Source organism: Enterobacter sp. RHBSTW-00318 (genome assembly GCF_014101375.1).
GTDB lineage: Bacteria > Pseudomonadota > Gammaproteobacteria > Enterobacterales > Enterobacteriaceae > Enterobacter > Enterobacter ludwigii.
This window is the reverse complement of the sequence record NZ_JABXQH010000001.1, coordinates 39,409-64,649: the sequence shown is the minus strand read 5'-3', so window position 1 is coordinate 64,649 and position 25,241 is coordinate 39,409. Positions and strand designations below refer to the sequence as shown.

30 protein-coding genes and 3 pseudogenes are annotated in these 25,241 nt (G+C 51.6%); 9 read left to right on the top strand and 24 right to left on the bottom strand.

Annotated elements, in window-relative coordinates; all coding sequences use genetic code 11:
• Positions 1-171: 171 nt before the first annotated feature.
• Complete coding sequence (locus HV157_RS00410) at positions 172-705, bottom strand: HD family hydrolase (protein WP_182268640.1); 534 nt, start codon at positions 703-705, stop codon at positions 172-174.
• 254 nt (positions 706-959) lie between these two features.
• On the opposite strand from HV157_RS00410, the gene HV157_RS00405 reads away from it, so the two are divergent.
• The 4 genes from HV157_RS00405 (at position 960) to HV157_RS00390 (ending at position 5,079) form a co-directional block, all read left to right on the top strand.
• A complete protein-coding gene (locus HV157_RS00405; protein ID WP_020882419.1) occupies positions 960-1,625 on the top strand; it encodes a Crp/Fnr family transcriptional regulator in 666 nt (221 codons plus the stop codon).
• Between the two features lie 304 nt (positions 1,626-1,929).
• Positions 1,930-2,895: a nucleoside hydrolase gene (locus HV157_RS00400; protein WP_182268641.1), complete on the top strand. Its 966-nt coding sequence runs from the start codon at positions 1,930-1,932 to the stop codon at positions 2,893-2,895.
• Positions 2,885-3,868 carry an adenosine deaminase gene (gene add / locus HV157_RS00395; RefSeq protein WP_040017659.1) on the top strand — a complete coding sequence of 328 codons (984 nt, stop codon included), beginning with the start codon at positions 2,885-2,887 and terminating at the stop codon, positions 3,866-3,868. Before HV157_RS00400 ends, add begins: the two co-directional genes overlap by 11 nt.
• Before the next feature lie 62 nt (positions 3,869-3,930).
• On the top strand, positions 3,931-5,079 hold the full coding sequence (locus HV157_RS00390; RefSeq protein WP_040017661.1) for an MFS transporter: 1,149 nt from the start codon (positions 3,931-3,933) through the stop codon (positions 5,077-5,079).
• A gap of 181 nt (positions 5,080-5,260) precedes the next feature.
• On the opposite strand, the gene HV157_RS00385 is transcribed toward HV157_RS00390, so the two are convergent.
• Complete coding sequence (locus HV157_RS00385; RefSeq protein WP_047744755.1) at positions 5,261-5,740, bottom strand: MarR family transcriptional regulator; 480 nt, start codon at positions 5,738-5,740, stop codon at positions 5,261-5,263.
• Positions 5,741-5,880: 140 nt separating this feature from the next.
• On the opposite strand from HV157_RS00385, the gene HV157_RS00380 reads away from it, so the two are divergent.
• Positions 5,881-6,702 (top strand): alpha/beta hydrolase, encoded by an 822-nt coding sequence (locus HV157_RS00380; protein ID WP_014170403.1) that lies wholly within the window; start codon positions 5,881-5,883, stop codon positions 6,700-6,702.
• Between the two features lie 75 nt (positions 6,703-6,777).
• Positions 6,778-7,545 (top strand): alpha/beta hydrolase, encoded by a 768-nt coding sequence (locus HV157_RS00375; RefSeq protein ID WP_020882412.1) that lies wholly within the window; start codon positions 6,778-6,780, stop codon positions 7,543-7,545.
• A gap of 106 nt (positions 7,546-7,651) precedes the next feature.
• Here HV157_RS00375 and HV157_RS00370 read toward each other — a convergent pair whose 3' ends face one another.
• The gene (locus tag HV157_RS00370; RefSeq protein ID WP_073971023.1) at positions 7,652-8,593 is read right to left on the bottom strand and encodes an MBL fold metallo-hydrolase; all 942 of its coding nucleotides are present in this window, start codon (positions 8,591-8,593) and stop codon (positions 7,652-7,654) included.
• Between the two features lie 174 nt (positions 8,594-8,767).
• On the opposite strand from HV157_RS00370, the gene HV157_RS00365 reads away from it, so the two are divergent.
• Positions 8,768-9,664, top strand: a complete 897-nt coding sequence (locus HV157_RS00365; protein ID WP_014170406.1) for an AraC family transcriptional regulator — start codon at positions 8,768-8,770, stop codon at positions 9,662-9,664.
• 39 nt (positions 9,665-9,703) lie between these two features.
• Here HV157_RS00365 and HV157_RS00360 read toward each other — a convergent pair.
• The 3 genes and pseudogenes from HV157_RS00360 to HV157_RS00350 all read right to left on the bottom strand — a co-directional run.
• Positions 9,704-10,216 (bottom strand): annotated as a pseudogene (locus HV157_RS00360) (NAD(P)/FAD-dependent oxidoreductase); the annotation flags it as partial.
• A 326-nt stretch (positions 10,217-10,542) separates the two neighbouring features.
• Positions 10,543-10,860 (bottom strand): annotated as a pseudogene (locus HV157_RS00355) (copper-binding protein); the annotation flags it as partial.
• A 77-nt stretch (positions 10,861-10,937) separates the two neighbouring features.
• The gene (locus tag HV157_RS00350) at positions 10,938-11,519 is read right to left on the bottom strand and encodes a recombinase family protein (RefSeq protein WP_006118565.1); all 582 of its coding nucleotides are present in this window, start codon (positions 11,517-11,519) and stop codon (positions 10,938-10,940) included.
• Between HV157_RS00350 and HV157_RS00345 the strand changes: the two genes are divergently transcribed.
• Together HV157_RS00345 and HV157_RS00340 are read left to right on the top strand one after the other, a co-directional pair.
• A complete protein-coding gene (locus HV157_RS00345; RefSeq protein WP_249420946.1) occupies positions 11,509-11,946 on the top strand; it encodes a hypothetical protein in 438 nt (145 codons plus the stop codon). The genes HV157_RS00350 and HV157_RS00345 overlap by 11 nt on opposite strands.
• Positions 11,918-12,382 carry a tail fiber assembly protein gene (locus HV157_RS00340; RefSeq protein ID WP_182268331.1) on the top strand — a complete coding sequence of 155 codons (465 nt, stop codon included), beginning with the start codon at positions 11,918-11,920 and terminating at the stop codon, positions 12,380-12,382. The genes HV157_RS00345 and HV157_RS00340 overlap by 29 nt, the downstream gene beginning before the upstream one ends.
• Here the strand turns inward: HV157_RS00340 and HV157_RS26405 are convergent.
• The 18 genes and pseudogenes from HV157_RS26405 to HV157_RS00250 all read right to left on the bottom strand — a co-directional run bounded on the left by HV157_RS26405 (position 12,363) and on the right by HV157_RS00250 (position 25,240).
• Entirely contained in the window at positions 12,363-12,773 is a 411-nt protein-coding gene (locus HV157_RS26405) for a tail fiber assembly protein (RefSeq protein WP_220471077.1), read from the bottom strand. The two genes, HV157_RS00340 and HV157_RS26405, sit on opposite strands and share 20 nt — an antisense overlap.
• A gap of 668 nt (positions 12,774-13,441) precedes the next feature.
• A pseudogene (locus HV157_RS26400) lies at positions 13,442-13,948 on the bottom strand (phage tail protein); the annotation flags it as partial.
• Between the two features lie 2 nt (positions 13,949-13,950).
• The gene (locus HV157_RS00325) at positions 13,951-14,529 is read right to left on the bottom strand and encodes a phage tail protein I (RefSeq protein WP_182268332.1); all 579 of its coding nucleotides are present in this window, start codon (positions 14,527-14,529) and stop codon (positions 13,951-13,953) included.
• Positions 14,522-15,625, bottom strand: coding sequence for a baseplate J/gp47 family protein (locus HV157_RS00320; protein ID WP_097455064.1), 1,104 nt, complete (start codon positions 15,623-15,625; stop codon positions 14,522-14,524). The genes HV157_RS00325 and HV157_RS00320 overlap by 8 nt, the downstream gene beginning before the upstream one ends.
• Positions 15,616-15,963 carry a GPW/gp25 family protein gene (locus tag HV157_RS00315; protein ID WP_000859115.1) on the bottom strand — a complete coding sequence of 116 codons (348 nt, stop codon included), beginning with the start codon at positions 15,961-15,963 and terminating at the stop codon, positions 15,616-15,618. The genes HV157_RS00320 and HV157_RS00315 overlap by 10 nt, the downstream gene beginning before the upstream one ends.
• A 54-nt stretch (positions 15,964-16,017) precedes the next feature.
• Positions 16,018-16,530: a phage baseplate assembly protein V gene (locus tag HV157_RS00310; RefSeq protein ID WP_000929399.1), complete on the bottom strand. Its 513-nt coding sequence runs from the start codon at positions 16,528-16,530 to the stop codon at positions 16,018-16,020.
• Positions 16,530-17,699 carry a contractile injection system protein, VgrG/Pvc8 family gene (locus tag HV157_RS00305; protein WP_175072605.1) on the bottom strand — a complete coding sequence of 390 codons (1,170 nt, stop codon included), beginning with the start codon at positions 17,697-17,699 and terminating at the stop codon, positions 16,530-16,532. Before HV157_RS00305 ends, HV157_RS00310 begins: the two co-directional genes overlap by 1 nt.
• Positions 17,687-17,899 (bottom strand): tail protein X, encoded by a 213-nt coding sequence (locus HV157_RS00300; RefSeq protein ID WP_172943175.1) that lies wholly within the window; start codon positions 17,897-17,899, stop codon positions 17,687-17,689. The genes HV157_RS00305 and HV157_RS00300 overlap by 13 nt, the downstream gene beginning before the upstream one ends.
• Positions 17,899-18,783, bottom strand: coding sequence for a phage tail protein (locus tag HV157_RS00295; protein ID WP_175072606.1), 885 nt, complete (start codon positions 18,781-18,783; stop codon positions 17,899-17,901). Before HV157_RS00295 ends, HV157_RS00300 begins: the two co-directional genes overlap by 1 nt.
• Entirely contained in the window at positions 18,783-21,248 is a 2,466-nt protein-coding gene (locus tag HV157_RS00290; RefSeq protein ID WP_175072607.1) for a phage tail tape measure protein, read from the bottom strand. The genes HV157_RS00295 and HV157_RS00290 overlap by 1 nt, the downstream gene beginning before the upstream one ends.
• Before the next feature lie 92 nt (positions 21,249-21,340).
• Positions 21,341-21,478, bottom strand: a complete 138-nt coding sequence (locus HV157_RS00285; RefSeq protein WP_182268333.1) for a GpE family phage tail protein — start codon at positions 21,476-21,478, stop codon at positions 21,341-21,343.
• Entirely contained in the window at positions 21,444-21,758 is a 315-nt protein-coding gene (locus tag HV157_RS00280) for a phage tail assembly protein (RefSeq protein ID WP_000084225.1), read from the bottom strand. The genes HV157_RS00285 and HV157_RS00280 overlap by 35 nt, the downstream gene beginning before the upstream one ends.
• A 98-nt stretch (positions 21,759-21,856) precedes the next feature.
• Positions 21,857-22,138 carry a hypothetical protein gene (locus HV157_RS00275; RefSeq protein ID WP_175072517.1) on the bottom strand — a complete coding sequence of 94 codons (282 nt, stop codon included), beginning with the start codon at positions 22,136-22,138 and terminating at the stop codon, positions 21,857-21,859.
• A 2-nt stretch (positions 22,139-22,140) separates the two neighbouring features.
• Positions 22,141-22,665 carry a phage major tail tube protein gene (locus tag HV157_RS00270; protein WP_175072529.1) on the bottom strand — a complete coding sequence of 175 codons (525 nt, stop codon included), beginning with the start codon at positions 22,663-22,665 and terminating at the stop codon, positions 22,141-22,143.
• Complete coding sequence (locus tag HV157_RS00265) at positions 22,662-24,089, bottom strand: phage tail sheath subtilisin-like domain-containing protein (protein WP_182378380.1); 1,428 nt, start codon at positions 24,087-24,089, stop codon at positions 22,662-22,664. The genes HV157_RS00270 and HV157_RS00265 overlap by 4 nt, the downstream gene beginning before the upstream one ends.
• A complete protein-coding gene (locus HV157_RS00260; RefSeq protein ID WP_000666495.1) occupies positions 24,079-24,330 on the bottom strand; it encodes a hypothetical protein in 252 nt (83 codons plus the stop codon). Before HV157_RS00260 ends, HV157_RS00265 begins: the two co-directional genes overlap by 11 nt.
• A complete protein-coding gene (locus HV157_RS00255) occupies positions 24,330-24,794 on the bottom strand; it encodes a Gp37 family protein (protein WP_001101809.1) in 465 nt (154 codons plus the stop codon). Before HV157_RS00255 ends, HV157_RS00260 begins: the two co-directional genes overlap by 1 nt.
• Positions 24,794-25,240, bottom strand: coding sequence for a DUF1320 domain-containing protein (locus HV157_RS00250; RefSeq protein WP_000271666.1), 447 nt, complete (start codon positions 25,238-25,240; stop codon positions 24,794-24,796). Before HV157_RS00250 ends, HV157_RS00255 begins: the two co-directional genes overlap by 1 nt.
• Position 25,241: the final 1 nt, after the last annotated feature.

Below are 25,241 nucleotides of genomic sequence, written 5' to 3'. Positions count from 1 at the left end.
GCTCCGTGTTCAGGTAATGCCCTTATAAAGTGAAAAAGAATCAATAGTCGTTGAACAGATGAAGATAAAAAAACAACATCAAAAATCTCTTCTTCAGATTTTTAATGGTGAAGTCAATCTCCCTCGCAGCAAAAATTCACGTGATTATATGTGAATTCGCAGACTAACATCTTAACGCTCTATTAATTCGGCGAATCTCTCAAGAAATGCACTAAATGCAGCTTTCGGTAGCATCGGAACGACTTTAATTATAACCGATGGTGATATATCTCGCAGGGAAGGATAGTCTAATACCTTTTCCATACCCAGATCCCTCGCTTCAGTAGCGAGCATGATCCGATCAGCATGCTTAACTTCTGAGGCTTTACAGGAGGAAATATTAAATTTCACTCTGATCAATGACTCAATTTCTTTCTCAAGGTTTATATACTGCGGCATACATTTTTTTAAAGGAGAAGGGAAATCTTTTATGTAAGCCTCGGTGGCATCATGAAGAAGCCCTTCCAGAGCAAAATGCACTGGCGTTAAATAACTTACCAGAACGGAATGCTGAGCCACTGAATAGAAACTTTCGCATTGCCCACCAAAACGGCATTCATTTGACAAGCCCTTAGCGATATCAATTATATCTATATCATTTATACTGAGATTAAGAAAATCAATTTTCTTGCCGCTAAAAGTAACGATAGTGGTTGCTGAATGCATAAACCCGCCCCAAATAAAATAACTCTCAGACCATTTACCTGGAGTATAAAAAACGCTTTATCGAAAAAAAAGGACGCATGTCCTTTTTTCGAAAGGAGTTTTATTATAAGAGTTGATGACGATTTGAGAAAATGGTATAGATGCGCCAGAAATATCATCGCTGACAGGTTAACCTGGGGATGCCAGGCATATGACTTGAGATTATTTCATGCGCAATCTATAATAATTCACAAACAAAGCGTTGAGTCACCTTTATGAAATCATTACAAATAGATTTATCACATTCTGACATTCTGAACTCTAAACTTAAATTCATTTTACCAGATGACATACTCAGCAGAGCTAAATTACTGATTTTTAATAAGGGAGAGATTTTACTCCACCAAGGAGATTCCCCATCGGGAGTTTACTGTTTAATTAAAGGTAAGGTACAAATAGAGCATTTATCTAAAGATGGTAAAGATATTACTTTTTGTATAGAAGAACCTCTTTCTGTGATTGGTGCCATTGAAATTTTCCAACATGATAGCACCAGCAGAAATCTGAGTACAGTAAAGATCCTTAAGACGTCAACGATAGTTTATTTTTCACTTAACTATATAAATACTATTGGATTAAATGAGCCAGTTTTTCTTCGTTTTCTTTGCCAACAACTTGCAAATAAATTATTCATCTCTTCTCAATTAAAAACCACTATGTGTTTAAGTTCATTACAGAGAGTGTCAAATTACCTCATGAATGAATATAATAAACATGGTTCCGTTATCAGGCTTGAGCGAAGAGAATTGGTCGCATCATTTCTTTCCATTTCGGTGAGACATCTCAATCGAGTTTTAGCAGAGTTACAAGAAAATCAAATCATAGAACTCAAGAATAAAACGATCATAGTGAAAGACAGTGAATTATTAAAGCCAGAGTAATCTGCAAATAACCTTCGCACCACATTCTACCACAGCCGCTTTCAACGCCATCGGAAGATGGTTCATTTATATGAAGCCTTTTTTAATCACAAGTTTTTTATTCTATAAAAGCACTAGCCATATATAAAAACTATGGCACACGATTTTTTCACAAATATCTTAGCGAAGTTAGCGCTCAGAATACTAATCGTTATTGAAGCGAGACCGACTGGCATGTCCACTAAAAAGAGATAGATGTCCTTTTTTTTGGATGCATTGTTCGTCATCTTATCTCGTGACAAGCTTCCTTACTGAGAGAAATACTATGAGAAAATTACTTATTGATACTGATACCGCTTCTGATGACGCAGTCGCTATTGTGATGGCACTCAGAGAGCGTACCGTTAGGGTTGAAGCAATCACAGTAGTCGTTGGTAACTGTGAGATCGAACAGTGTGTTCAAAACGCATTAGTGAGTATTGAAAAAGCCGGAACATATGCTCCTCCTGTATTTTCCGGAATGACAAAGCCGCTTATTAAAACCCACTTCACTTCTCACCATATTCATGGCAAAGATGGTATGGGTAATATGGAAAATCCCCCCACCACCCTAAAGTCGGAATCACTTCATGCGGTAGATGCGATTCTTCTTTATGCAGAAAAATTCAAAGGTGAACTTGAGATCGTTACCCTGGGACCTCTGACTAATCTGGCAATGGCAGTACTGAAGGAACCAACGCTTGCGAAAAAAATTAAACATGTTTATATCATGGGCGGTGCCGGCCTTACTTCGGGAAATATCACGCCTCTGGCTGAGTTCAATTTTTTTGTTGATGCGGAAGCCGCTAATATAGTGATGCAATCAGGGCTCCCTATGACAGTCGTTGGGTGGGAAATAGGCATGGGAGAAGCTTTCATTAATGAAGATGATATAGCATACCTCAATCAACTGAGCCCCTTGGGTCAGTTCGCCGTAAGATGCAACAAATCCTTGATGGAGTTTAATGCAGGCCGAACGGTACGCAAGGGTTTTGATTTGCCAGACCCCACCACCATGGCAGTAGCGCTTTTTCCTGATATTGTTGAGGAGGCGTTTTCCCGTTATTCCTGGGTGGAGTACAAATGTGAGTCATCGTATGGACATTATGTTATCGATGCGACAGACCTTACAGGGAAAGCACCCAATGCCAGAATTATACTTAAAATAAAAAGTGGTATGTTCAAAGAGAAATTATTCTCGTTACTCGCAGACTCCGCAATGATGTATAGAGGAACTTTAGATGCATTTTAATTCCCGAAGGATTCCGAAAATTGAGCTTCACGTTCATTTGGATACTTGTATTAGCTATCATTGCGCAAAAATGCTGATGCCTGCACTGAATCTTAAAGTATTTCAGTCGAATTTTATCGCACCGAGTCAATGTACTGACCTGGGAGATTTTTTAAGAAGAATTTCTCCGCAGCTGAGCTTATTACAAACCCACACTGCATTACGTCAGGCCGTCGAAGACATGTTTGATCAACTCCATGCTGATGGGGTAATTTATGCTGAGTTACGCTTTGCGCCACTCTTACATCTTAATCAATATCTTACGGCTGAAGAGGTCATTGAAACCGTCCTGGATGCCATGCAGATAAATAGCCATATTTTTGATATCAAAGCCAATTTAATATTATGTACACTGCGTCATTTTACGGCAGAACAGAGCCTTGAGACGGCAAGACTGGTGACAAAATACCTGCATTATGGGGTTGTCGCGCTTGACCTTGCAGCTGATGAAGCCCGCTACCCGCTGGATAACCATGTTGAGGCGTTTAATTATGTACGCCAGCATGGAGGCAACTGTATCGCACATGCAGGAGAGGCTAAGGATTTCGTCAGCGTAAATGAAACGCTTAATAAACTGAAAGTTTCTCGCATCGGACATGGCGTCAGAAGCATTGCTGACAGAGCGACACTAGATCGGTTGCTTGAAGAGCATATCCATCTGGAGATTTGCCCGGGTTGTAACATTGTCTGTAATATTTATCCTTCCATTGAAGAGCACCCTGTTAATGCGCTTTTTCGTGAAGGCATTTCATTAAGCATTAATACTGATGCCAGAACCGTTGCCAACACCTCACTGGATAAAGAATATCAACTATTACATCATGTTTTTGGATGGGACACAGAAGAATTTCTGGTTTGCAATATCAATGCTATTGACGCATGTTTTGCCTCGCTACCGCTGAAGAAACAACTCAAAGCGAATCTTACGGGGTGATAATCCCAGACATACATTTAAACAACAGGCATGAGCGCTCATTACATCGAATATGAAATAACATGACCACATTTTTGTATCTAATACTCTGTGCGATGTCTACCGCCGCCGGCACCGATATGGTTTTGCCTGCTATTCCACTTTTTGCTACAGTCTTTAATATCTCATCGGAGATATCACAAAGGATACTCTCCATATATGTAGCAGGTAATGCCTGTGGTTTATTACTATTTGGTAACCTGGCCGACCGCTTCAGCAAAATCAGGATGCTCTTCTTTGCGCTACTTTTATTTTCACTAACTTCTTTTGGTTGCGCGTATGCTCCAGAAATAACACTTCTTTTAATATTACGATTTATACAAGGGATGGCTTCTGCTGCAGCATCAGTTTTCATCCCTGGATTTATTAGAGGTTTATTTCCTCATCGGAAGGCAGCCCGGGCAATTGGATTGTTAGGGAGCATACAGGCATTAGTTCCGGCGATAGCCCCTGTAGTAGGTACACTTATCCTGCAGTTCTTTAACTGGAGAATCACGTTTATCTCTCTGGGCGTACTGACGATGGCTTTAGCTGTAATGATAAGGTTTGCAAAGGGACCAGAACGAAACCCAGGCCAGCACACGCCTGGAACGTACGTACAATTATTGAAAAATGCTGTTTATCTTCGCTATGCATTGAGCCAGGCTTTGGCCGTTGGCGGTCTGATAACGTTCGTATTCGGAGCACCAAGCGTCATTATCCTTTCCATGGGCGGGAACCTGAATGACTTCATCCTTATGCAAATGTTGAACGTAGGAGGTTACATCATCGCCGCCAACATTTCTCCGGGGTTGGCTGAACGTTTTAGCCATGAAAAAGTAATTCTTGCCGGCACGCTTATGGCATTGCTCAGCGCCTTCGCGCTATCGGGATATGGTTTCCTGAACGGAAGCCGGGCTTTTGTTATGACCATACTCTTTACGCCAATGGGTTTTGCGCTGGGGTTAAGGGGCCCCGTCGCCTTCTACAGGGGTATCGTTTCTGCAGGCAGTAATGATGCCAGAGGATCTGCGCTTATGATTTTCCTCACCTTCATAACGACTGCGCTGGGGTCACTCATAACTGGACATTTTATTACGGGTGGGCTCACCCCTCTTGCCATGTCAGTCACCGCCATGTTCTTACTGTCATTTTTGCTTTTTGTGTTATTGCCAAAACTGAACCGCCAGTGAATAAACAACAATGGGTAAGTCAATATTCTTTACAGCAGTGCATGAACGCTGTTGAAGAGTCGCTTCGGGGCGCAGCGGACATTGCACCCGCCCACCCCGGCAGTTAAAGCAAAGGAACTCCCCGGTACCTGTCTTGTCAGTCACCAGACGTACACTTATCAGGAACCCGAATCCGCCTCAATTAGGATAGGTCATCGGCGTCCGGTTTCTGCGCACGGTGGATCTTGTCACGGATCTTATCAACTGATGCTTTGATGTCAGCAATGATGTCGGCATCCATCCCAAGGGTATCCACGATACAGCGCGTGATAGTGCTGGTCTCGCGTTTCAGCGCCTCACCCTTCTCCGTTAGGTGGATAAGCACTTCGCGCTCATCCTTCGGATTGCGTGTCCGGGTGATCAACCCCGCAGTCTCCAGCCGTTTCAGTAAAGGGGTCAGCGTACTGGACTCAAGAAAAAGAATTCCACTCAGTTCCTTCACTGTCCGCCCATCCTGATTCCACAAGGTGACCATCACCAGATACTGGGGATAGGTCAGGCCAAGCTTATCGAGCATGGGACGATAGAGCTGGGTAAAAGCATGTCCCGCTGAGTAAAGAGAGAAACAGAGCATACCGTGCACATCGGGCAGGGAATCCTCGGAAGTAGTGTGTTTAGTCATATGTCCTCCAGTCTCCCTAAAATAATTTGCATACGATTTAATTGCAAGCGATTGACAAAGGCAAAAAGGGCTGCCATATTCATTTGCACACAAACAAGTCGTACACAAACTAATAGCACAACACATGACAGGAGAACGAAATGACAACTTTCACCACCACAGACGGAACCGGCATTTTCTACAAAGACTGGGGTTCAGGTCAGCCTATCCTCTTCGCTCATGGATGGCCGTTATCGTCTGATGCCTGGGATCAGCAGATGCTGTTTTTCAGCCAGAAGGGTTTCCGGGTCATCGCACACGACCGTCGCAGCCACGGGCGTTCGGACCAGACTTTCCACGGTAACAATATGGATCAGTATGCGGACGATCTCGCTGAGCTGATTGAGGCGCTGGATCTGAAGGATCTGATTTTAGTGGGTCACTCAACAGGGGGCGGCGAAGTTGCACATTATATCGGTCGTCATGGTACCTCACGTGTGGCTAAAGTCGTTCTGGTCGGCGCAGTCCCTCCTCTGATGCTCCGGACGGATGCCAATCCTGACGGCACCCCAATGGAGGTGTTTGATGCCATCCGCGAAGGCACGGCCAAAAACCGCTCACAGTTTTACTTCGACCTGACGGTTCCGTTCTATGGCTTCAACCGTGACCATGTCCCCACCAATGACGGGTTGCGGGAAAACTTCCGCAGAATCGGCCTGCAGGGCGGTATTAAGGGGCAATATGACTGCATCCATGAGTTCTCTGAAGTCGATTACACACACGACCTGCAGCAGATTGATCGCCCTACCCTGATTATTCATGGCGACGACGACCAGATTGTCCCCATTAAGGCATCCGCACACCGCGCCGCTGAGATCGTCGCGAATGCGACGCTGACAATATATGCCGGCGGTTCACATGGACTGGCGGAGACAGAAGCCGATCGCTTTAACGCTGACGTACTGGCCTTTATTCGCAGCTAACAAGGTGGCCTGTTCCAGACAGGCCGCAACCATCATACGCATAGCCTTTAAACTGAATTGAAAAGAGGAACGATCATGTCCAAATTTGCTGCCTCCCTTGCCGTTGCCACCGTTTTGCTGTCTGCCAGCGCTATCGCAGAAACCGCTAAGCCGACTGTTGTCCTGGTTCATGGTGCCTTTGCCGACTCTTCTAGCTGGAATGGCGTTACCCAAATCCTGCAAAAGGACGGGTATAACGTCGTCGCTGCGGCGAATCCGCTGCGCAGTGTTTCGACTGATGCGGCTTACGTCTCTTCCGTGGTGAACAATATTAAGGGGCCGGTCGTCCTTGTCGGCCATTCCTATGGTGGCCAGGTCATTACGAACGCGGCCCGTGATACAAACAATGTGAAATCGCTGGTGTATGTCGCCGCATTTGCTCCGGATGCCGGTGAAGCGGCGGCCGACCTGGCCGGAAAATTCCCTGGCGGCACGCTTGGCCAGGCGCTCGCCGCACCGGTGAAGCTGGCTGATGGTAGCGTCGATCTCTCCATCGACCAGGCGAAGTTCCACCAGCAATTCGCACATGACGTTTCAGCTAAAGAGGCAGCGCTGATGGCCGCAGGGCAAAGACCGATTACCGAAGCGGCTTTAACTGAAAAGTCAGGTGCGCCTGCCTGGAAAAAACTGCCCTCTTACTTTATTTACGGTGACGGCGACAAGAATATCCCCGCCCAGGGTTTGCGATTCATGGCTGAACGCGCGGGCTCAAAACACACCGTGGTGATCAAGGGCGCATCCCATGTCGTGATGGTTTCTCATCCGCAGGACGTTGCCACACTTATTGAGGAAGCGGCGAAGTAAACATCGCTCTCCCCCCTGAACGCCATCCCTCGTCTGAGGGATGGCCGTATATGTAATGCCTCTTATGTTCCTGCCGGTATCCGTGAAAATGACATCCGCGGTATTCTTAATAATCCCAGGGACCCGGAATGCAACGGAACGTATCGCCGTCGACAGCAACATGGCAGACAGACGGGAATGAGAGATGAGTAGCGATCAATGACTCCCTGTTATCTGCCAGTTCCTGCAACAGACGAATGCGAATCTGTGCCGCTTCTTCGGGATAATGGTCGAAACCATTGAACCAGTCAGGATGTTCAAACCCAACCTGGAAAATAGCATCGCCGGCAAAGGTGAGTCGTTCCCCCTCAGAGGCCAGCCTTACCACGCTGTGTCCGGGAGTATGCCCGCCTGTACGAACAACACGCACGCCGGGTGCAACCTCGTATTCATCTTCGAATGTATGCAGTTGAGTCTGGTACGCTTGCAAAAATTGGGTAGCGGTTTGGCGCAGCGCTTCCGGGAAACCAGGCGGCATGGAAACCTGTGAAAAATCGGGGTCACGCCAAAATTCCACCTCAGCAGCAGCGACATGAATGCGAAGATCTGACCGCATGCGCGCTTTCACACCCTCAATAAGCAGCCCACCAACGTGATCCATATGCAGATGCGTGATAATCACATCCGTGACGCTGGCAAGATCTATCCCCGCTGACGCCAGGCGGTTAACCGTTCGCCCGGCGCGGGGTAAATCAGGGAAAGCCTCCCCCATCCCTGCATCAACCAGGATCGTCCGGTCACCGCTATGCACGAGAACCACATTTAATGCCCAGTCGAGAAAATCGGCAGGCAGAAACTTATCTTCAAACCAGTGGGTACGTTCGGAGGCCTCCGCGTTATGACCCAACATGGGTCCAGGTAATGACAACACGCCGTCACTGATCACCAGAACATCAATCTTACCGACCTGTAGTGCATAACGTGATGGCACCTTTTCATAAACGGCTTCCACATGCGAGGTACCATTAACAGGTGCTAACGACGCTGCATCATTCTTAGATATCGCCATATTTCCTCCGGACAACATAATTAATCGATTTAAGGGTATACACACCGTAGAAATGACTTTTTCCCCTCTGTTATTTCCCATCATCAAAAATAAACATGCAGACAGAACACAATGAAACAGGGTTAAAACATCGCTATACTCTTAGGATGCCCACTGTTATTAACAGGTATACTCATGAAAAATCATGACATTCCTCTTGACGATGCCGTTCATAAAATGGCTCAGGTATTAAAGAACCGACCTGAATTAGGCATAGACAGTGGAGATGCGCTGCAAATTCGCTGTTATCACTGGCCGCATGGGCCATTGCATGAAACTATCCCGCCACTCGATCAACATGTGATTATTGCTCACGTTGGACATATGCAGCGTGTTGAGCGAAAAACAGAAAATAAAATCGTTAAAAACACGATCCGGAAAGGCGCCATCACGACAATTCCTCAGGGAAGTACATCTCGCTGGGATATTGCTGGTCTTGTAGATGTTATGCATTTATATATTCCTGATAATATTTTCGCCGATCTTCTGAATCAAATGGAGATACCCACTGCTGAGTTACTCTTACGCACAGCGCATTTTGATGAGACGGCATCAAAAATTACGCTGGCCGTTGCGGAAATCATTTCGGACAATAACAAAATTAACCAACTGCTCTGCGAGCACTTAACACTGTCATTAATATTACAGTTAATAAAAAACCACTCCAACACGCTGACAGCCGCAGGCCAGTCGCAAGGAGTATTGTCTTCGCGCGCATTAAAAATGGCGCTGGAAAAACTGGATAACAGCCCGATAGGTGATGTCACGATTAAATCACTGGCTCTTGAACTGGGAGTTTCCTCAGCTCATTTCTGCCGTGCCTTTAAAAACAGTACCGGCTTAACCCCGTACGGGTGGCTTAAGCAGCGCGTAATGGAACGCGCTTTCCACGAGTTACAACACACCGATAAACTGATTACAGAAATTGCCATTGAAAGCGGCTATGGCTCGCAAAATGCATTTACCCAGGCCTTCAGAAAAATAACAGGCTTGACCCCCGGTCAATGGCGTGAAAAAAAGAACACGCGTTGATGCTGCCTGCCGCCAGGCAGCATCAACAGAGATGGCCTGTTACGGAACAATAATGTAATCAGGGTTAGCAACAGAAAACATTTTCTCTCTGTCGGGTTCTGGCGGATAAATCCACTGAGTATTAATTTCCTGCTTTATTTTTTTCGCTTCCATGCCCTGGTACATAACCTGATGATCCCAGCCTTCCGTGTAGACCGCCCCCCATTTGCCCAGATCAAGACAGGTAACATATTTTGGCTGGCTGTAAGAATGCAGCGGTAATCCCAGTATTTCTGCTGCCGCGTTATGACCGGCGACGCGCCCCAGGCTCATCGCATGCTGGCAGGACATGACGTTATAATTACCTTCATCATCCGTAGGGACTTTTACGGTATCGCCGGTAACGAAGATACCCCTGGCGGCAGGTGCCCGCAGATACGCATCCCCAATAACACGGCCCAGATTATCGTGGTCGCCCGGGATGAGCCCGGCTAACGCGCTGGCCCGCATTCCCGCCGTCCATATCACCGTTTTACTGGGGATAAATTCATCGTCCGAAAGCATCACCCCCTCATGTGTAGAGACATTAAAGTTGTATCCTTTAACCTGAAAAAGACTTTAAAGTTGTAAAGTTTTAAAAAAAACACATACAAAACATGATGCTAAGTGTGTATCACACGCTGTTCCAACATTATGCCTTGATGTTCTTGCAGGAACTGCAATTTACAGGAGGAAAAAGGTGTTTTTGTAGTTATCTGGCGTTACGTGACAGTGTTGGTCAGATACTTCCACCTCTTCAGAGTTAAAGTTTGATATATGGGAAAAAAAAACGCTCCCGGACGGGAGCGTAAGCCAGTGACTTCGGCGTCAAATGAGGGTCTAACAAGTGGAGCTGCGGGTTAATTCTGGGTGATCTGACTGCGATGCTTATCAGCCTGCTGCTGGTGAACAACGGAAGACTGACCATTATTCGCCTTCTCATGTACAGCTGCGGCCTTCTCATGCTCGCTCATTTCAGAAAATGACTTTGCTGTTTCGTTGGTAGCTCCGGGTTTAGCTTTCATCATTTTTTTATGCATTTCAGCCATGTCCTGGTGGGCAGCAGAATTGCTGTTTTGCATCATGTCATGGGACATTGCGGCCTGATCGTGACTGCTCATATCCATCATTGTCATGCTGTCTCCCTGAATTGCACTTTTTTCAGCAGATGACTGCATGATGCGCCGCGCGATAAATGCGCCCATTTCCGTGAGATAAATGGCACCGCTGCGGCGTTTCAGTAGTTGCAAAAGAATTACAATCCTACCGCGTCATCCTTCCTCTGACCATCTACCGGAAAATACCGGTAGAGCGTCGATAACCCCACCCCGTAGATAATAGCCAGCTGCTGGCGGGTATGCCCCTTAGTTAATAGCCGCCCAATCTGTTCCCGCTCATGCGGCTTTAATGCATTGGGCCTTCCGCCTATGCGTCCCTGTGCTCTGGCTGCTGCCAGTCCGGCAAGTGTACGTTCGACGATTAGCTCACGTTCCATCTCCGCCAGTGCCGACATCACATGGAAAAAGAAACGCCCCATGGCAGTGCTGGTATCAATACTGTCTGTTAAAGAGCGGAAGTGGGCACCGCGCTCATGCAACTCTGATATCAGTGCGATCAGGTTCTTAACGCTGCGCCCCAGCCTGTCCAGTTTCCACACAACCAGGGTGTCTCCGCTATTAACGCACTTTAAAGCGCGTTTCAGACCGGGGCGGCTGGCAACTTTTCCGCTCATACGGTCTTCAAAAATGCGGTCACAGTTTGCGCTTGTGAGTGCATTACGCTGTAAATCGCTGTTCTGGTCGATTGTTGATACACGGATATAACCAATGACGGCCATCAATTCTCCTCCTCTATGTCGCGGAGGGAGGATTTTTACAGATTTCGCTATGTGTAACCGCTTTTCCAAAAACCTTGGTTTGGGAACAGCGGCAACGAAGAACGTAGGAGTCGGTGCCGGACAGATACCTGACATGTCCAGCTTTACCAACGCGAGTGGGTGGCAAAAATTGCCAGGTGGGAAAATATTACAGTGGGGAAAAGCAGGTTTTCCTGTGGGGCAAACTCAGATTTCAGTTCCTTTCCCTATCAATTTCCCCAGTGTGGTTAGCAATATTCAGCTTACATTTGCAGATATTAACTTTTCTGGTGTAACCCCCTCGCCAACTTTAGCGGTGGTGAATAATACAGTAAACGGCGCAGGATTTGGGGCGTATATGTCCGGCGCAGGCGGTTTCAATGCATACTTTTTTGCTATTGGGAGTTAATGTGAACACATATTTTTATAGCGCTAAACACAACAGCTTTTTCCCGCTTGAGCTTAAAGATGATTATATCAATGGCATCGGTTGGCCAGAGGATGCAGTCGAGGTAACAGAACAGGTATACAGCGAATTTACAGGTGAGCCTCCTCAAGGACAAAAAAGAGTAGCTGGAAAAAATGGATTTCCTGAATGGGAAGACATTCCCCCTCCGACCCGTGAAGAAATTGTGGCGCAAGCGGGGGTTGAAAAGCAGAGCCGAACTGATGCTGCGAATGACTTTATAAACAGCAATCAGTGGCCAGGAAAAGCGGCCATGGGCCGCCTGAACGATACAGATAAGGCGAAATATAACGCCTGGCTGGATTACCTTGACAGTATCGGAGCCGTTGACGTATCAGCTGCTCCGGACCTTAACTGGCCTATACCACCGGGGATGTAGGCCACTCGATATTAGGTGCGCTGGAGGTGTCAACAGTCTCCAGTGCATCAAGATAATCCAGCCATAGATTATACTGTGTCAGCTCATCTCCTTTGAGTCTTCCTATCGCTGCCTTACCGGGCCATTGCCTGCTGTTCATGTAATCATTAGCTGAATTTATGCGCCCCTCTTTTTCAAGGTTTGCTTCCTGAATAAGCTGCTCTTTGGTTTTATCGGGCTCAGGAGGGTATGTAAATTTCTTACCGTCATAACTCCAGCCAATACCGACCTGAGTATCTTCTGGAATTGCGATAAGCTCACCATCAATATCTTTCGCAAAGGCATTATCTTCTCCATCCCACAATATAATATTAACCACCAGACCATCTTTAATTACTGCAAACTCTTTCATTATGCGTACTCCCAGATAATTACAATCCCCGGCGTGCCATTGCCTCCACGTGAACTGGCTGCTGTCGCCGTATGCACAGAAACAGCACCACCGCCACCAGAACCATAACCACTGGCATCAGACCCTTGTGTAGTACCTGATCCACCGCTGTTGATTGTTATGGCAATTCCGCCTGCGCCATAAATACTGTTTGCTCCACCGCCGCCTGTAGCATTCGAATCTGAATAAAGAATGCCATATGATCCGCCGGTACCTGGTGTACCAACAATAACGGAACCAGTAACACCAGATGAACCTGTCGCAACGTTTCCACCCGTAGGGAAGGTATTAAACGCTACGCCTCTGGGGCCTCCACGACCACCGGGAGCTGAAACCGCGCCGTAAGATGAAGTTCCTCCTGTGCTACCATCGGCTCCAGCTGCCGTAGATACTCCGCCAGCCCCACCTGCACCAATAACAATACTCACCGGCCCTGTCGGTGTATGCTTGCAAACCGCATAAGCACCTGAAGCTCCTCCGGCACCTGCGGCAGCCCCTGCGCTTGGCGTAGCCGCATTACTACCACCGCCGCCACCACCGCCAAGAACCTCAGCGATAACAAATTTAGTTCCGGCCGTTGGGGTATATGTCCCGCTAGCTGTAAAAGTCTGGGCATTTATAAGTCTTCCTGTGCCATCTCCCAAACCAAGGTTTTTGACAAAGAGCGCCGGGTCAGGAATATCTGTGCCGTTCTGGTCTTTGGCCAGCTTCTCCGCCAGCTTGTTCAGGACCGTGGTTGCAAAGTTTGGATCGTTACCAAGGGCATCAGCCAGCTCTTTGAGCGTATCCAGCGTCTCAGGGGCGCTGCCTGCAAGCGCCGCAAGTGCTTTGGCCACAAACTCCGTCGTCGCCAGCTTCTTGCTGTTGTCGCTATTTGCAGGCGTAGGCGCTGTTGGCGTGCCAGTGAATGTCGGGCTGGCTTTCGGTGCGTACTGGGTATGCGGGTCTGCTGCCGCGATGTGTTTCGCAAGGTCTGTACCGCCTTTCTCAACCTGTTGTTTCAGGTACAGCGTGCGGCTGGCCAGTTGTTTACCCTGACGGTTAGAAATTCCGTCAGGCCCACCCAGAACGGGGTCAGAGACCTCAATCTGGTAGATGCCTTCTTCCCACTGCGGGGTTTCGGGTAGGTTTGCCATAATTAACTGCTCCCGTGGTTATAGCTGCCGTCATAGTTGACGGTGTTGTTGTAGCGAATGGCGACAGACTGATACTCCAGGCTTGCCAGATGGCAGCGGGCCGGAGCAAAAGCAGCGAGCGTCTGGCGTAACAGCGCCGCCTGATCGTTAGTGATGGGCTGTTGAAGGATGACGCGATATACCGCCCAGGCTTCCGCATCGCCATGAACGAAAAGCCCGTTGTAAGTGTGTTTGCCGTCGTAGCCAATCTGGCCAGTGCCTTCAATCAGATCCACTTCGCCGAAGCCGAAACGGCGGATAATTTCCCTGATTGACCACGGCGTCCCTTTGTAGCGGTGCAGCTCGATAGCGGATTTGATAAGCATGCGGCGAACATCGTCATATTCCGCCAGCTCCCAGCCATCGCCGAACAGTGAGAACTGCTCGCCCAGCCATGGCAGCGCGGAACTGTCGACGATATCGACGAGATAGACCATCAGTACGCTCAGGTCGATGTTATCCAGCCGCCCGGCCAGTCTTCCCAGCGTTCTGAGACTGATATCACCCTCAAGCGGCGGCGGGAGTTGTAGCGGCTCAGCCATCAGACACTCCAGTCATGTTAAGAGTGATCGCCGTACAGTTTGCCCATTCGTTTTCTGCCACGACCTTCAGCACCGGTGTCACCAGTTCGACCTGATACACTCCGGCAACGGACAGCACGCTGATAATCTGACTGGGGACAATATCGCGCCCCAGCGTGGCGGTACGGGACGCTACCCAGTTCTGTATGGCGCTGTTGGCATTGTCCTTTATCGAGTTGGCATCCTGGTCACGATAGATAGTCATGTTGGCTTCAATGGCGTAATCCACCTGTACAGGTGTTTTAGCCCGCACGGTATCAGTGAGCGGCCTGACTTTTTCGTCCGAGCAGAAACTCTCTACCAGCGTGAGAATGCTGTCGTCCGGCAGGCCGGTACTGAGCAGCGGATACAGTTCTACGGTGCCGGGAACCGGGGAGAGCACAGCGACGTCGACGATGTTGGGATGAGCCTGCATTGCATGAAAGCGGTATGCCATACGGCTTCCGGCGTTGGTGAATGACTCCGGGGCCAGTTTGATACGCTCGCGGAGCCTGTCATTGTCTTCCTGCTCTGAACCACCAGAACTGGCCGCCAGATTGGTCACCTGCAGGTCGACGTTATCAATTTCATCGAGCAACTGACTGACCTGTGCAGGCTGCCAGCCGTTGCCAGCGGCCCCCGGCTCGGTACAGGTGGCCGTGGCATTGACCAGCAGCAATCCGGCCTTTAACACCACGTCCGTGTCGGTGGCAAAAATGATGCTGTCGGAAGCACTGACGCGGGTACCCGCCGGAATCAGCACGTCAATGGCCAGTGCCTCATCCACGGAGAACTGGAGCGTGGTGGTGGCAGGCTGCGCGGCAAGGCGGTAAACACCGACCAGTTCACCGAGGTAATCAATCATCGGCTCACGGGCAAAGGCGACCAGATTCTGTTTGGCTGCTTCCTGCGCCGCTACCCTGACCAGCATTTCGCGGTATGCCCACAGGTCAATCAACAGGCGCTCAGCCTGAGCGGGGTACAGCGTTTTGCCGGTTGCGGCTTCGTACTGTGCAATCATTTCAGCCGTGATTTTGTCGGCATCACGTTCAATAAAATCGGGTTCTGTCAGCGCCATAGCAACTCCTGAGTCCGGGGCTGTCCGTCAGAGCCTTTCCAGCTCACCCGGAGCGTAAGATGTTCGCCGTCGACGGCGGGTTTAACCGACATAAGCTGGCAGCGAGGCTCCCAGCGCCGGATGGCATCAACGGACTCGCGCACCACATGTGGGATAGCCCGGTCGATGGGCCAGTCGATATAAAGATGCAGGTTGCTGCCGAACTCCGGGCGATGCGGGTCGCTGCCGCGAGGAGTTCGCAGGATGATTTGAATGGCCTGCCAGATATCATCCAGCCCCCGGACGATTTCGCCAGGGGCCTGCAGGGCCGGTTGCCAGAATACGGAAGTTGTTTTCATGGGGGCAGTATTGCCCCTGTGCGGGAACGCCGATATTAAAGGCGTTTAAGAAGGTCAGTGGGAATGGTGATTAGAGTTCTGGCCGTCAGACAGCATGCTACCTGTGGAGTGGGCATTGCCGTTGATTTCAAGGTTGCCGTTCACCGTGGTGGTGTCAGCGGTCAAATCAATGGTTTTCCCCTTCAGGCTGATACCTACCGCAACCTCGATTACTACGCGCTCGATACCACCTTTGACCGTCAGCGTATGGGTCGCGCGGTTATAGCTGAACTCTGCGCCATCCGCGTATTTCGTGCCCCGGACGTTTTTGTCGCTGAACGGTGGCTTATCGACGTCTGAGTACACCGCGCCCAGAATGACACCATCCTCGCCGTTGGCATCGAGCAGCACCTCAACCTGCTCCCCCACGTCAGGGAGCCAGTAATCCTTGTTATCCTGGGTGTTGCGCTGGAGTACGTTAAGCCAGTTAGTGCGCAGGTTATCGCACTCAGGCAGACGAACGCGGGCCTGAACCTTGTCGGCATCGACGGCGCTGACCGTACCGACCTGACGGGTGACACCTGCCATTATTTCTTCTCCTTTGTTACCGTAGATGTGCTGCCGTCCGGTTTATAGACGGTCAGTGTCTGACTCTTGCCGGTCTTTTTACCTTTCTTCGCCTTGCCCTGCGTGACCGGCCCTCGCGCCACCTCCAGTTCGGTGATATAGCCGCTGTTGCGGTCAAACGCATGGCGGGCAGTGGTTATCAGCCATGGCCCGGATAACTGTCCAAAACCCACCAGTTCAATTTTGTTGCCTGCAGTCAGTTGAGGCGTCCCCATCAGCGTCAGGGAGCCGTTCTGCTGGTATTCATTATGCTTGGCCAGCGCCGAATCCGCTTTAATCCGGGCGCTGTCCGGGTCGCTGACGCGGCTGTTGACCTTCAGTGAGTCGGCACTGGTGACCTTACCGCCTTTGGTTTGTTTGTCGCTTTCGCTGGTACCGCCATCAGCTTCGTAGACGATCAGCTTTTTATCGCTGCTCTTCTGGTGTTTTACCTTTGCGGATTTGTAGACGCGGTTGATGGTGTCACGCAGGGAAAAGCTGGCCACATCCTGTGGCTTCAACTGTTTTACCGGCTCCTGACCGCGCAGTGTGGCCAGATGAGAGAAAATCAGCTGGTCGCTGACCACTTTTACGGCATAACCATACTCGCTGGCCAGCCGACGCAGGAAGCCCACGTCCGTTTCAGCGTACTGGGTCACCCGGTCAATTTTGATGGACTCAATACTGCCAACCATCTTCAGCTGATGCTTTTTGGCAATCCGCCCTGCGATGGCCGCCAGCGTGGTGCTCTCGAAACCACGACTGGATTTAGTCCGCAGGGCGTTGTTGACCGACGTGGCCACACCCCGGATAGCGACAACGGACGCGGGCGAACTCACCTCGATCTCGTCTATAGAGAACGTACCGCAGGACAGCAGCTTCTCGCCCTGATAACCCATTTTCAGCGTCAGCGTGTCCCCCTTGCCCGGATACCACTTATCCAGCCAGCGGCCATCGGTGTCGTCCAGCTCCACCTCAATGGTATCGGACTCGCTTTTGATGTTATCGCTGTAGGTCACGCGGGTGACATAGGGGGCGATATCGGTGGTGATGTTCTTCTGCAGATACCACAGCGTGAACACCGGACTCAGAACATCGCTGACGCCGGTTAACGCTGATGCGGCCTGTGCAGTGCTGTTTATCTCAGCCATGGGGCAATATCCTCTTCTGTACTGACTTCTTCAGCCTCGATCACCGGGATCAGTAACAACAACCCGGAGGGCAGCACCGGCGTAATGGCCACGTGCGGATTGGCGGCAATTATCCGGGGATAGCCCAGTGGGTCGCCGTAGTACTGCCATGCCAGAGAATCCCAGCGCTCTCCGTCACGGGTGACATGTTCAAGAAACATCACACACTCCTCGCCAGAATTTTAGCTGCCATGGTGCTTAACCCTGGCGACATCCGGGTGAACGTGGTGCTGGCGGAGTTAAGCTGCCCGGAAACGGCATCCAGCGCCGCTGCGATATTGCTGCCGTCCACTCCGCTCAGCGAAGACTGTGCCTGTTGTACATACGTTGCCGCATCACTGGTGGCTCTGGCCAGACTGATGGCATCAGGCATGGATTCAGAGAGAGCATTAAACGCCGGAACGCTCTGGCCTAACGCCCCGGATACATTGCCCAGCCCGCTCATCAGCCCCGGTACACGGGTCAGTGCAACGGCGGGGTTATCCTTCATTTTCTGCGCCACCCGAACGGCACTGATAGTAGTCTGGAGAACAGACTGCGCCTGTTTGGCGTAGTTCACGCCGTCACGGACGTACTGCGCTACCCCAGAAGGTGAAGGAACGGCACCGGAGACTGCCCCGACGCCGGGTACCTGAGTGCTTATTGCAGGCGGCTGCAGCGGGTTTTTCGGGTCGCCAATGTACTCCCGGAGAGACGCGGTGGCATTAACGGCCAGCACGTTGCCGGTGCTGTCGGTCTGCTCGCTGGTCGCGGTCACGTCGGTAATCACGAACCAGCCTCGATAGTCACCGTTGCCGAAAACCAGCGCCAGCGCCTGATGGGCTTTCATGGCCGTTCGAAGACGCGCCAGCTCCACGTCAGGCACACAATAATGCTGATGGAAGACCAGGCTTATCTGGATTTCGTCCAGCTTATCGCCGACGAACTGCAGGCCGGGCTTACCCTCGATGCGGGCATGTTCGGCATAATCGACACCGAAAGTGGCCTCAAAGCCGTCCCAGTAGGTAATCAGTTCAAACTCAATATCACCCAGTACCGCAAACATTATTCGTATCCCCGACGTTGTTTCTGAGCCAGCAGACGTTCCAGCATTTTCTCCAGTTCATGCAGGCTCATATTCAGTGCGCCGGTCAGTCCGGCAGGCGCTGCGATTTCTTTGCCATTGAGGAAAAACTGAGGGTTAAAGCTGACCTGAATACCGCCAGATGTACCGCCTCCGGCTGCAGTTGCGCCACGGCCTGAATATCCCGCAGCCATGATTTCCGGCGACGGGATGCGGGGAACGTCCGGGGTCATTTCGGTGGCAAGACGTTGCCCCGCGAGTGCGGCCAATGGTGTGGTACGCTGCAGGCCGATAGCAGCACCCTGCGCGATGTTGTCACCAAAGCCCATAAACACGCGGCTCGGCGAATGGATGCCCAGCTTTTCCTTGAACCAGCCGCCGACACTGTCGCCCATATCTGTGACGGTGGTTTTGAGCGACTCCCATTTGTTTTTGATGCCGTTTATCAGCCCGTCGATAAGATGGCCACCGAAGTCAGTGAACTTCGCGGGAAGATCAACGCCGAGATATTTCAGCGCAGCCGCAAAGGCTTTATAGAGCAGACCAACCGGCGACCAGTTAATCAGCAGCTTACCAATCCCCACGATACCGCCGTTAAAAGCCTCTTTAATGTCAGCCCAGCGCTGTTTAAACCAGCTACTGACTGCGCCCCAGTTGCGGTAAATAAGATAAGCCGCCGCCGCGACGGCGGTGATAGCAAGACCAATGGGATTCATCAGCAGTGCCCGCCCAATCCAGAGAACGGCACGCCCGGCGATCATAATGCCGCGAACCAGCCCGCCTGACAGCGCCCCCCCCAGAGTTCTGGCTCCTCTGGCGACGGCGCTGAAGCCGGTCACCAGCCAGCGAAGTTTGCCGCCTTCACCCAGTGCGAGTGTCAGGCGAAGCCAGTTGGCCCGCAGGAGCACGGCATTTTTCCAGACGTTGACGAAAGGTGAAATAAGGAGATTCAGCCCGAGCTTGAGGCCGATGGTTGCCATCTTGAACGCAAGTAATGCGCCAATCACTTGAATTGTGCCGCTCACGAGTTGCGGATTAGCCGCTATCCATTTTCCAACGCTGTTCATTAAGGGGATGAATGTTTCCCCCAGCTGGATCAACGCCGGACGTAATGATTCTCCGATGCTAATGGCCGAGTCGTTAAACCCAATCTGCGTTCTGCGCCAACGTCCTTCGAGCGTATCATTTTGTTTCGCTGCATCCTTGTCCAGCGTAGACATTGCAGAGGGAGTGTTCATTTCCTGCTTGTTAGATTGGTACTTATCCCAGCCCTGACGCATAGACAGCAGATGGTTCACGGTCTGGATATCGGTAAAGACTTCCGCCAGTCCGAAGGACTCCATCAGCTTCTGCTGGCCTTCCTGATCGCCTCTTGAGCCTGCCGCCTTCCATTGCTGCACAAATGCCTTGCCTTTACCGTCGATAAACCGGTTGGCAATCATCAGGGAGGCTTCATATTGAGAGAACCCCTGGGCTACATAATTTTGCATTGATCCCTGGTAATCCACGCCAGCCTTAGCGTATTTCTGCGTGGTATCTCCGCGTCCCATTGCCGCCAGCCAGTTTGACATATTGGTGACGGCCTCTTCCGCTGAGCCGCTGCCTTTACCCACTTCCAGACTGGCGACGATCTGGGTTATAGCGTCTTTGCCGTAAATACCACGTGCAGCGAAGGCTTTGGCCATACCGGGTAACGCTTTCGCCATATCCTTCAGCTCAAACGAGCCTAGCTTGGCCCCGGTTGCCGCAATCCCAAACGCCTGCTCCAGCTCTTTGGCATCGGTAATTTTCAGCGCATCGCTAAAGGCGTAGGTCATTTTTGCGAGGTCAGTCATATCCGCTTTGGTGGCCGTGGCCGCTTTACCGAGCATCCCGGCAAAGGTCGCTGCCTGCTGCGGATTCATGCCATCGGCAACCAGTTGACCCACGCCGCCCAACAGAGATTCCTGGAGCTGATTGACCTGCAGGGATGCCCGACGAATGGCAGTACCGATGGCCTGTTCCTGCCTTGAATCCAGATCACCGGTGACACTGATATCGCGTAGCTGGGATTCAAACGATGAATATTGTTTGACAGAGGCCATGACCGGTGCGCCCAGCGTTCGGGCGATACCATAAGTCTCTGCCCCCTGGCCATAGAGCGCCATGCGGTTAGCTTTCAGCGCGTCACTGGTGGCTGATACTGCTGACAGACGGCGCTGCTGGCGTTCAATTTGCTCCATTGTGCGGCTTACCCGCAGCAGCTCACTGTTGAGGCGCTGCATCCGGGAAGAGCCTAACTGGCCATAACGTTCAGTTGCACGGGTTAAGGCGTTCTGGCGCTCCTGCAGGCGTCGGGATGTATCACCCAGGGAATCAAGGGCGCGTCGGGTGCCACTGACGGCTGAGCGGAAGCTGCTCCCGACAATGCCGCCAATAATGACGCCGACTGAAAATTCACTGGCCACGGTGGTTATCCTCTGAAAGCGGAAAAACGGAAGGAAAGTGTCTGAGAGGCATGCAGAACAGCCGCGTGTGGCGGCTGTTAAGTGATGAGGTGTTACTTATTGTCGCCGAACTCGCTTTTGATTTGCTCTTCAGCCTGCTCCAGCCACATCTCCAGATCGTCAGTATCGAGGGCATCAATCTCCCCCGGCTGAAATCTAAACCACCTCGCCAGCAGCCCCTGCGCCTGCATCAGCGTTTTCGTCGCTCTTACCCAGCCCAGTGACTTGCTGAAATCGTTTCTGCAGCTCCATGTAGTCAGCAAGATCCATGTTATCGAGGTCTTCCGGGAGAATACCGGTGCTACGGGCAATCAGCGGTTCGTCCCAGTCAGCCGGGTCTTTACTGATTTTGCGCACCTGCTTCAGGTCTTTGACCGTCAGGCGTTTCAGTTCAACCTGCTCAACTCTGGTGCCTGCTGCGGTGGTGAAGGGGTAAGACAGCTTAAAAGTATCGGATTGGGTCTGTGACATGATCGTGCTCCTGTGTAAGTTCAGAGCAGTATGTCTGGAGGTGGACGTGACGGATATTAAAGGGGATTAAGAAGAAAGGGGCCGAAGCCCCTGTGATATCAGTGAGTGCGAAAGCCTTTGCAGTTACGCAGGAAGGCGATAAGAAGCGCCTTTCCTTCAGATTTGCCGATGCCGGTGAACCAGTGGTCAGGTGGCTCCCATGCCTCAATCAGGTCAGCGAGCTTTCGTGCTTTAGAGCGTGTGCAGTCAATCGGGTAATTGGTTTTCTGGGTATTAAAAAGGTTTTCCACCCCCGGAATATCAAGGATGGTAAACCACGTACCATTTCCCATGCCAATCGAACCACAGTTCCCGCCTTTATCTTCAATCTCGACGGTCACCGTCAGCCCCCGATATTGATGCGGTAGTCGGTCAACTGGTCAACGCCGCCGACGCGGAAGATGTTGGCCAGATAGTCCAGCTCCAGCAGCTCTTCACCATCCAGTACCTGCTTGATGTATGTGCAGGTGAAGCTACTGGAGAACTCAGCGTTCTCGTGCTGTTTGAACGTCCCCAGCGGGTTCTTCTTGAACATGATTGTCAGGAATGTGACCAGCGGAATTTCGTCAATCAGCCCCTGCGAACTGTAACGCTGGACGCTGGAACGGCACTGCAGCGCCAGCGACTTATACGGGTTCGCGGCAGACAGCATCGCATCGCGGTAAAAGCTGTTCCACTTGATCTCACCCTCCAGCTTGTCGAAGCCTGCCGGGAGTTCCACCTTGCCCACCATCCCAAGCGCCTTATGCTCCTGCATGGTCATGGAGACGTCAGGCAGTTTGACCTCCTCGGCCCGGCCCAGCAGGTTAGCGCCATCCAGGTAGATGTTGGAATTCGTGATGCGGTTGATCTCAATCTTTGCCATCAGCTATTCCCCTTCAGGGTTAACAGATATTCCGAGGTGATCTCGGTCTCAAACGTCAGTCGCTCCAGCGGCGGTGGCGGCGTGTATTTGTAGCTCAGCAACAGGTGACCGGCGGCCAGCTCCGTCTCTTCGTTGCGGGCCGGATCAAACCAGCAGCTGAAGCCCAGCAGCGCACCGTCGCCAATCAGCTTGCGACCGTAGGCGTTGACCGACTCTGTCAGCGCATCAATCAGCGCCTGGGTGATCGGCATGTCGATGTACTGCTGGCTGAAATAACGCAGGGACTCGTTGATCACATCACCGGTGCGGCGAACGTTCTCAAAGTTGCGCATATGGGTGACCGTTGGCCATGCCGCCATACGGTTGCCCCACAGACGCAGGCCGCTGCCGTAGCTGCTGAAGACCGTGGTGATGCCCTGTTCGTTGAGCAGGTTCACCTCACTCTGCGGGTCGTCAATCATTGCTGACAGCTGGCGCTCCACGCCGGTGATACCCAGAATCTCCTGGTTGGAGGACGACCACCAGTAGCCCTTGTCCAGGTCGACCTTTGCACGCAAACCTGCAGCACGCTGGCTCAGCGGCTCCAGCCGTTCGCTGTTGGTGGCCGCGTCGTACACCTTGACGTGCGGGTAGCACAGACGGACGCGGTCGGAGCTGGTGTTGAAGTTAATGGTGCCTTCCGAGCCACGCCCCGCCAGAGCCTGAGCAAAAGTGGTACCAATCGGCGCGTCGATGTAGGTCACCGCGCCCAGCTTCTCAGCCATGGCGATAAGCTCAACCGAGACGCTGTTCTGGGTGCAGAAGACCGGGGCAATCAGGATTTTTGCGAAGTAGCCAAACAGGTTGAAGCTGTCGTTAAGCAGCTTCATGCCGGTACGGTTGCCCGCCGCATTAACGGCACCGATGATATCAGCCGGGGTGACTTTAGTGGGATCAGCATAGTTATAGCTGGCCTTCACCGTTGCATCTGCCGCGATGCTCTTACCGAGGTTGGTAATCACCCCGGTCTGTGCATCAAGTGAGTAGTCCTGACCTTCCACATAAGGCTGGCCATCGCTGTCCGGTTTCAGTACCAGCTGCGCGACCACCGGATTAGCCAGCTTCGCTTTGCCCGTCGCCTTGTCGAACGTTACATCTTCATCGGCCACAGCGGTTTTATGCACAGCCGGATCAAGCACGTTAATGACCAGAACGGTGCCTGCCCCATGGTCGTAGATCGCATCCAGCGCCTGCGGAATGGTAAAACCGGTGAGCTGGCTGCCAAACGCCGCTGCATCTTTCTCAGACAGGCACTGCACCAGCGTATTGACGTCCCCCATCGGGGCGGTACCAATCAGGCCAATGACGGCAGACTTCACCGTTTTTACCGGGCGGGCACCGTTTTCCACCTCAATGGTTTCGACGCCATGCAGATAGTTAGCTGCCATGGGAGTCCTCCGTTTTCACATCGTTGTCGCCGGCGTTCCTGCGCTTTGGTGACTGCACAACCGGTGTGCTGGCGGGTTTAGTCTCTTCAGATACCGGTGTCAGATGCTTCAGCGCCACCAGTACCTTCACATAGTCATGCTCCTCCGGCAGGGAAACATTCTTCCCCGGCCAGAGCAGGATTTCGGTTCCGTCCGACAGCGTGACGCCGCTGGCCGGGCCGGAATAGCGGTATTCTTTCATCACTCGCTTTCCTCATAGTTCACTTCGGTTAACAGCGGGCCGGACGGTAAATCGCTGTCTTCGATAAAGACGCTTTCAGTGGCAAAGTCGAGGGCGTACTGCCACAGCCCCTTGACCTCACCGATAAACACCTCGCGGGTCAGCCAGATGCGACGGCGGCAGTTCGGCGGGGTGTAGCCACCGAGGATGCGACGGACTGCATCCAGAACGTCAATCGCGCCTCTTTTACCGTTGAGCTGGCGGAAAACTACCGTGACGCAGAGCTGGATAGTCTGAGTCTGGAGCACCGCACCGATATCATTCGGCTTATCGAAGCGCGACCCGGCATAGCTCACCAGCAGCGCCCCAACCGGATGATTCAGGCGATACTCAGCCGGTTTCTCCGGGAAGTACTCCACCTGCAGCTGCGGCAGCTTCTCCCGTAACCGGGTCAGTACTGCATCGAGGACGGGCAGAACGTTCATCAGTATTTCTCCAGTAAGCCATCGCGCCCGCCAAAGGTGGGGCGACGTGCCCGCGCCCGGATTTCACCGGACTCAGGCACGTCTTTTTGAGTGGACTGCAGCCCCAGCGTCAGCTTGTTGTCACGCAACCCCTCCAGCTGTCGCCGGGCCTCTTTGTGGTCATCCTTCACGGTATCCGGGACAGCCCCTTCCGGGCGGCGGGTGTAGAGCCGGTAACGCACCAGCGTGATGGCAATGTCCCGCAGAACGGTCGGTATCTCCGCCAGCGGCAGGGTATAGCGTCCGCGCAGATGGGCATCAATCAGTTCATCGGCATAGCGAATACAGCTGTCCACCACCTCAGTTTTCACCGTCGCGGGCGAGTCGAAGTCCAGCTCCTCATTGGTGAGCTGGATTAGCGTCCGCTCAGGAACCTGTTCAAGCAAATCCGCGAGGGTGCAGTACATA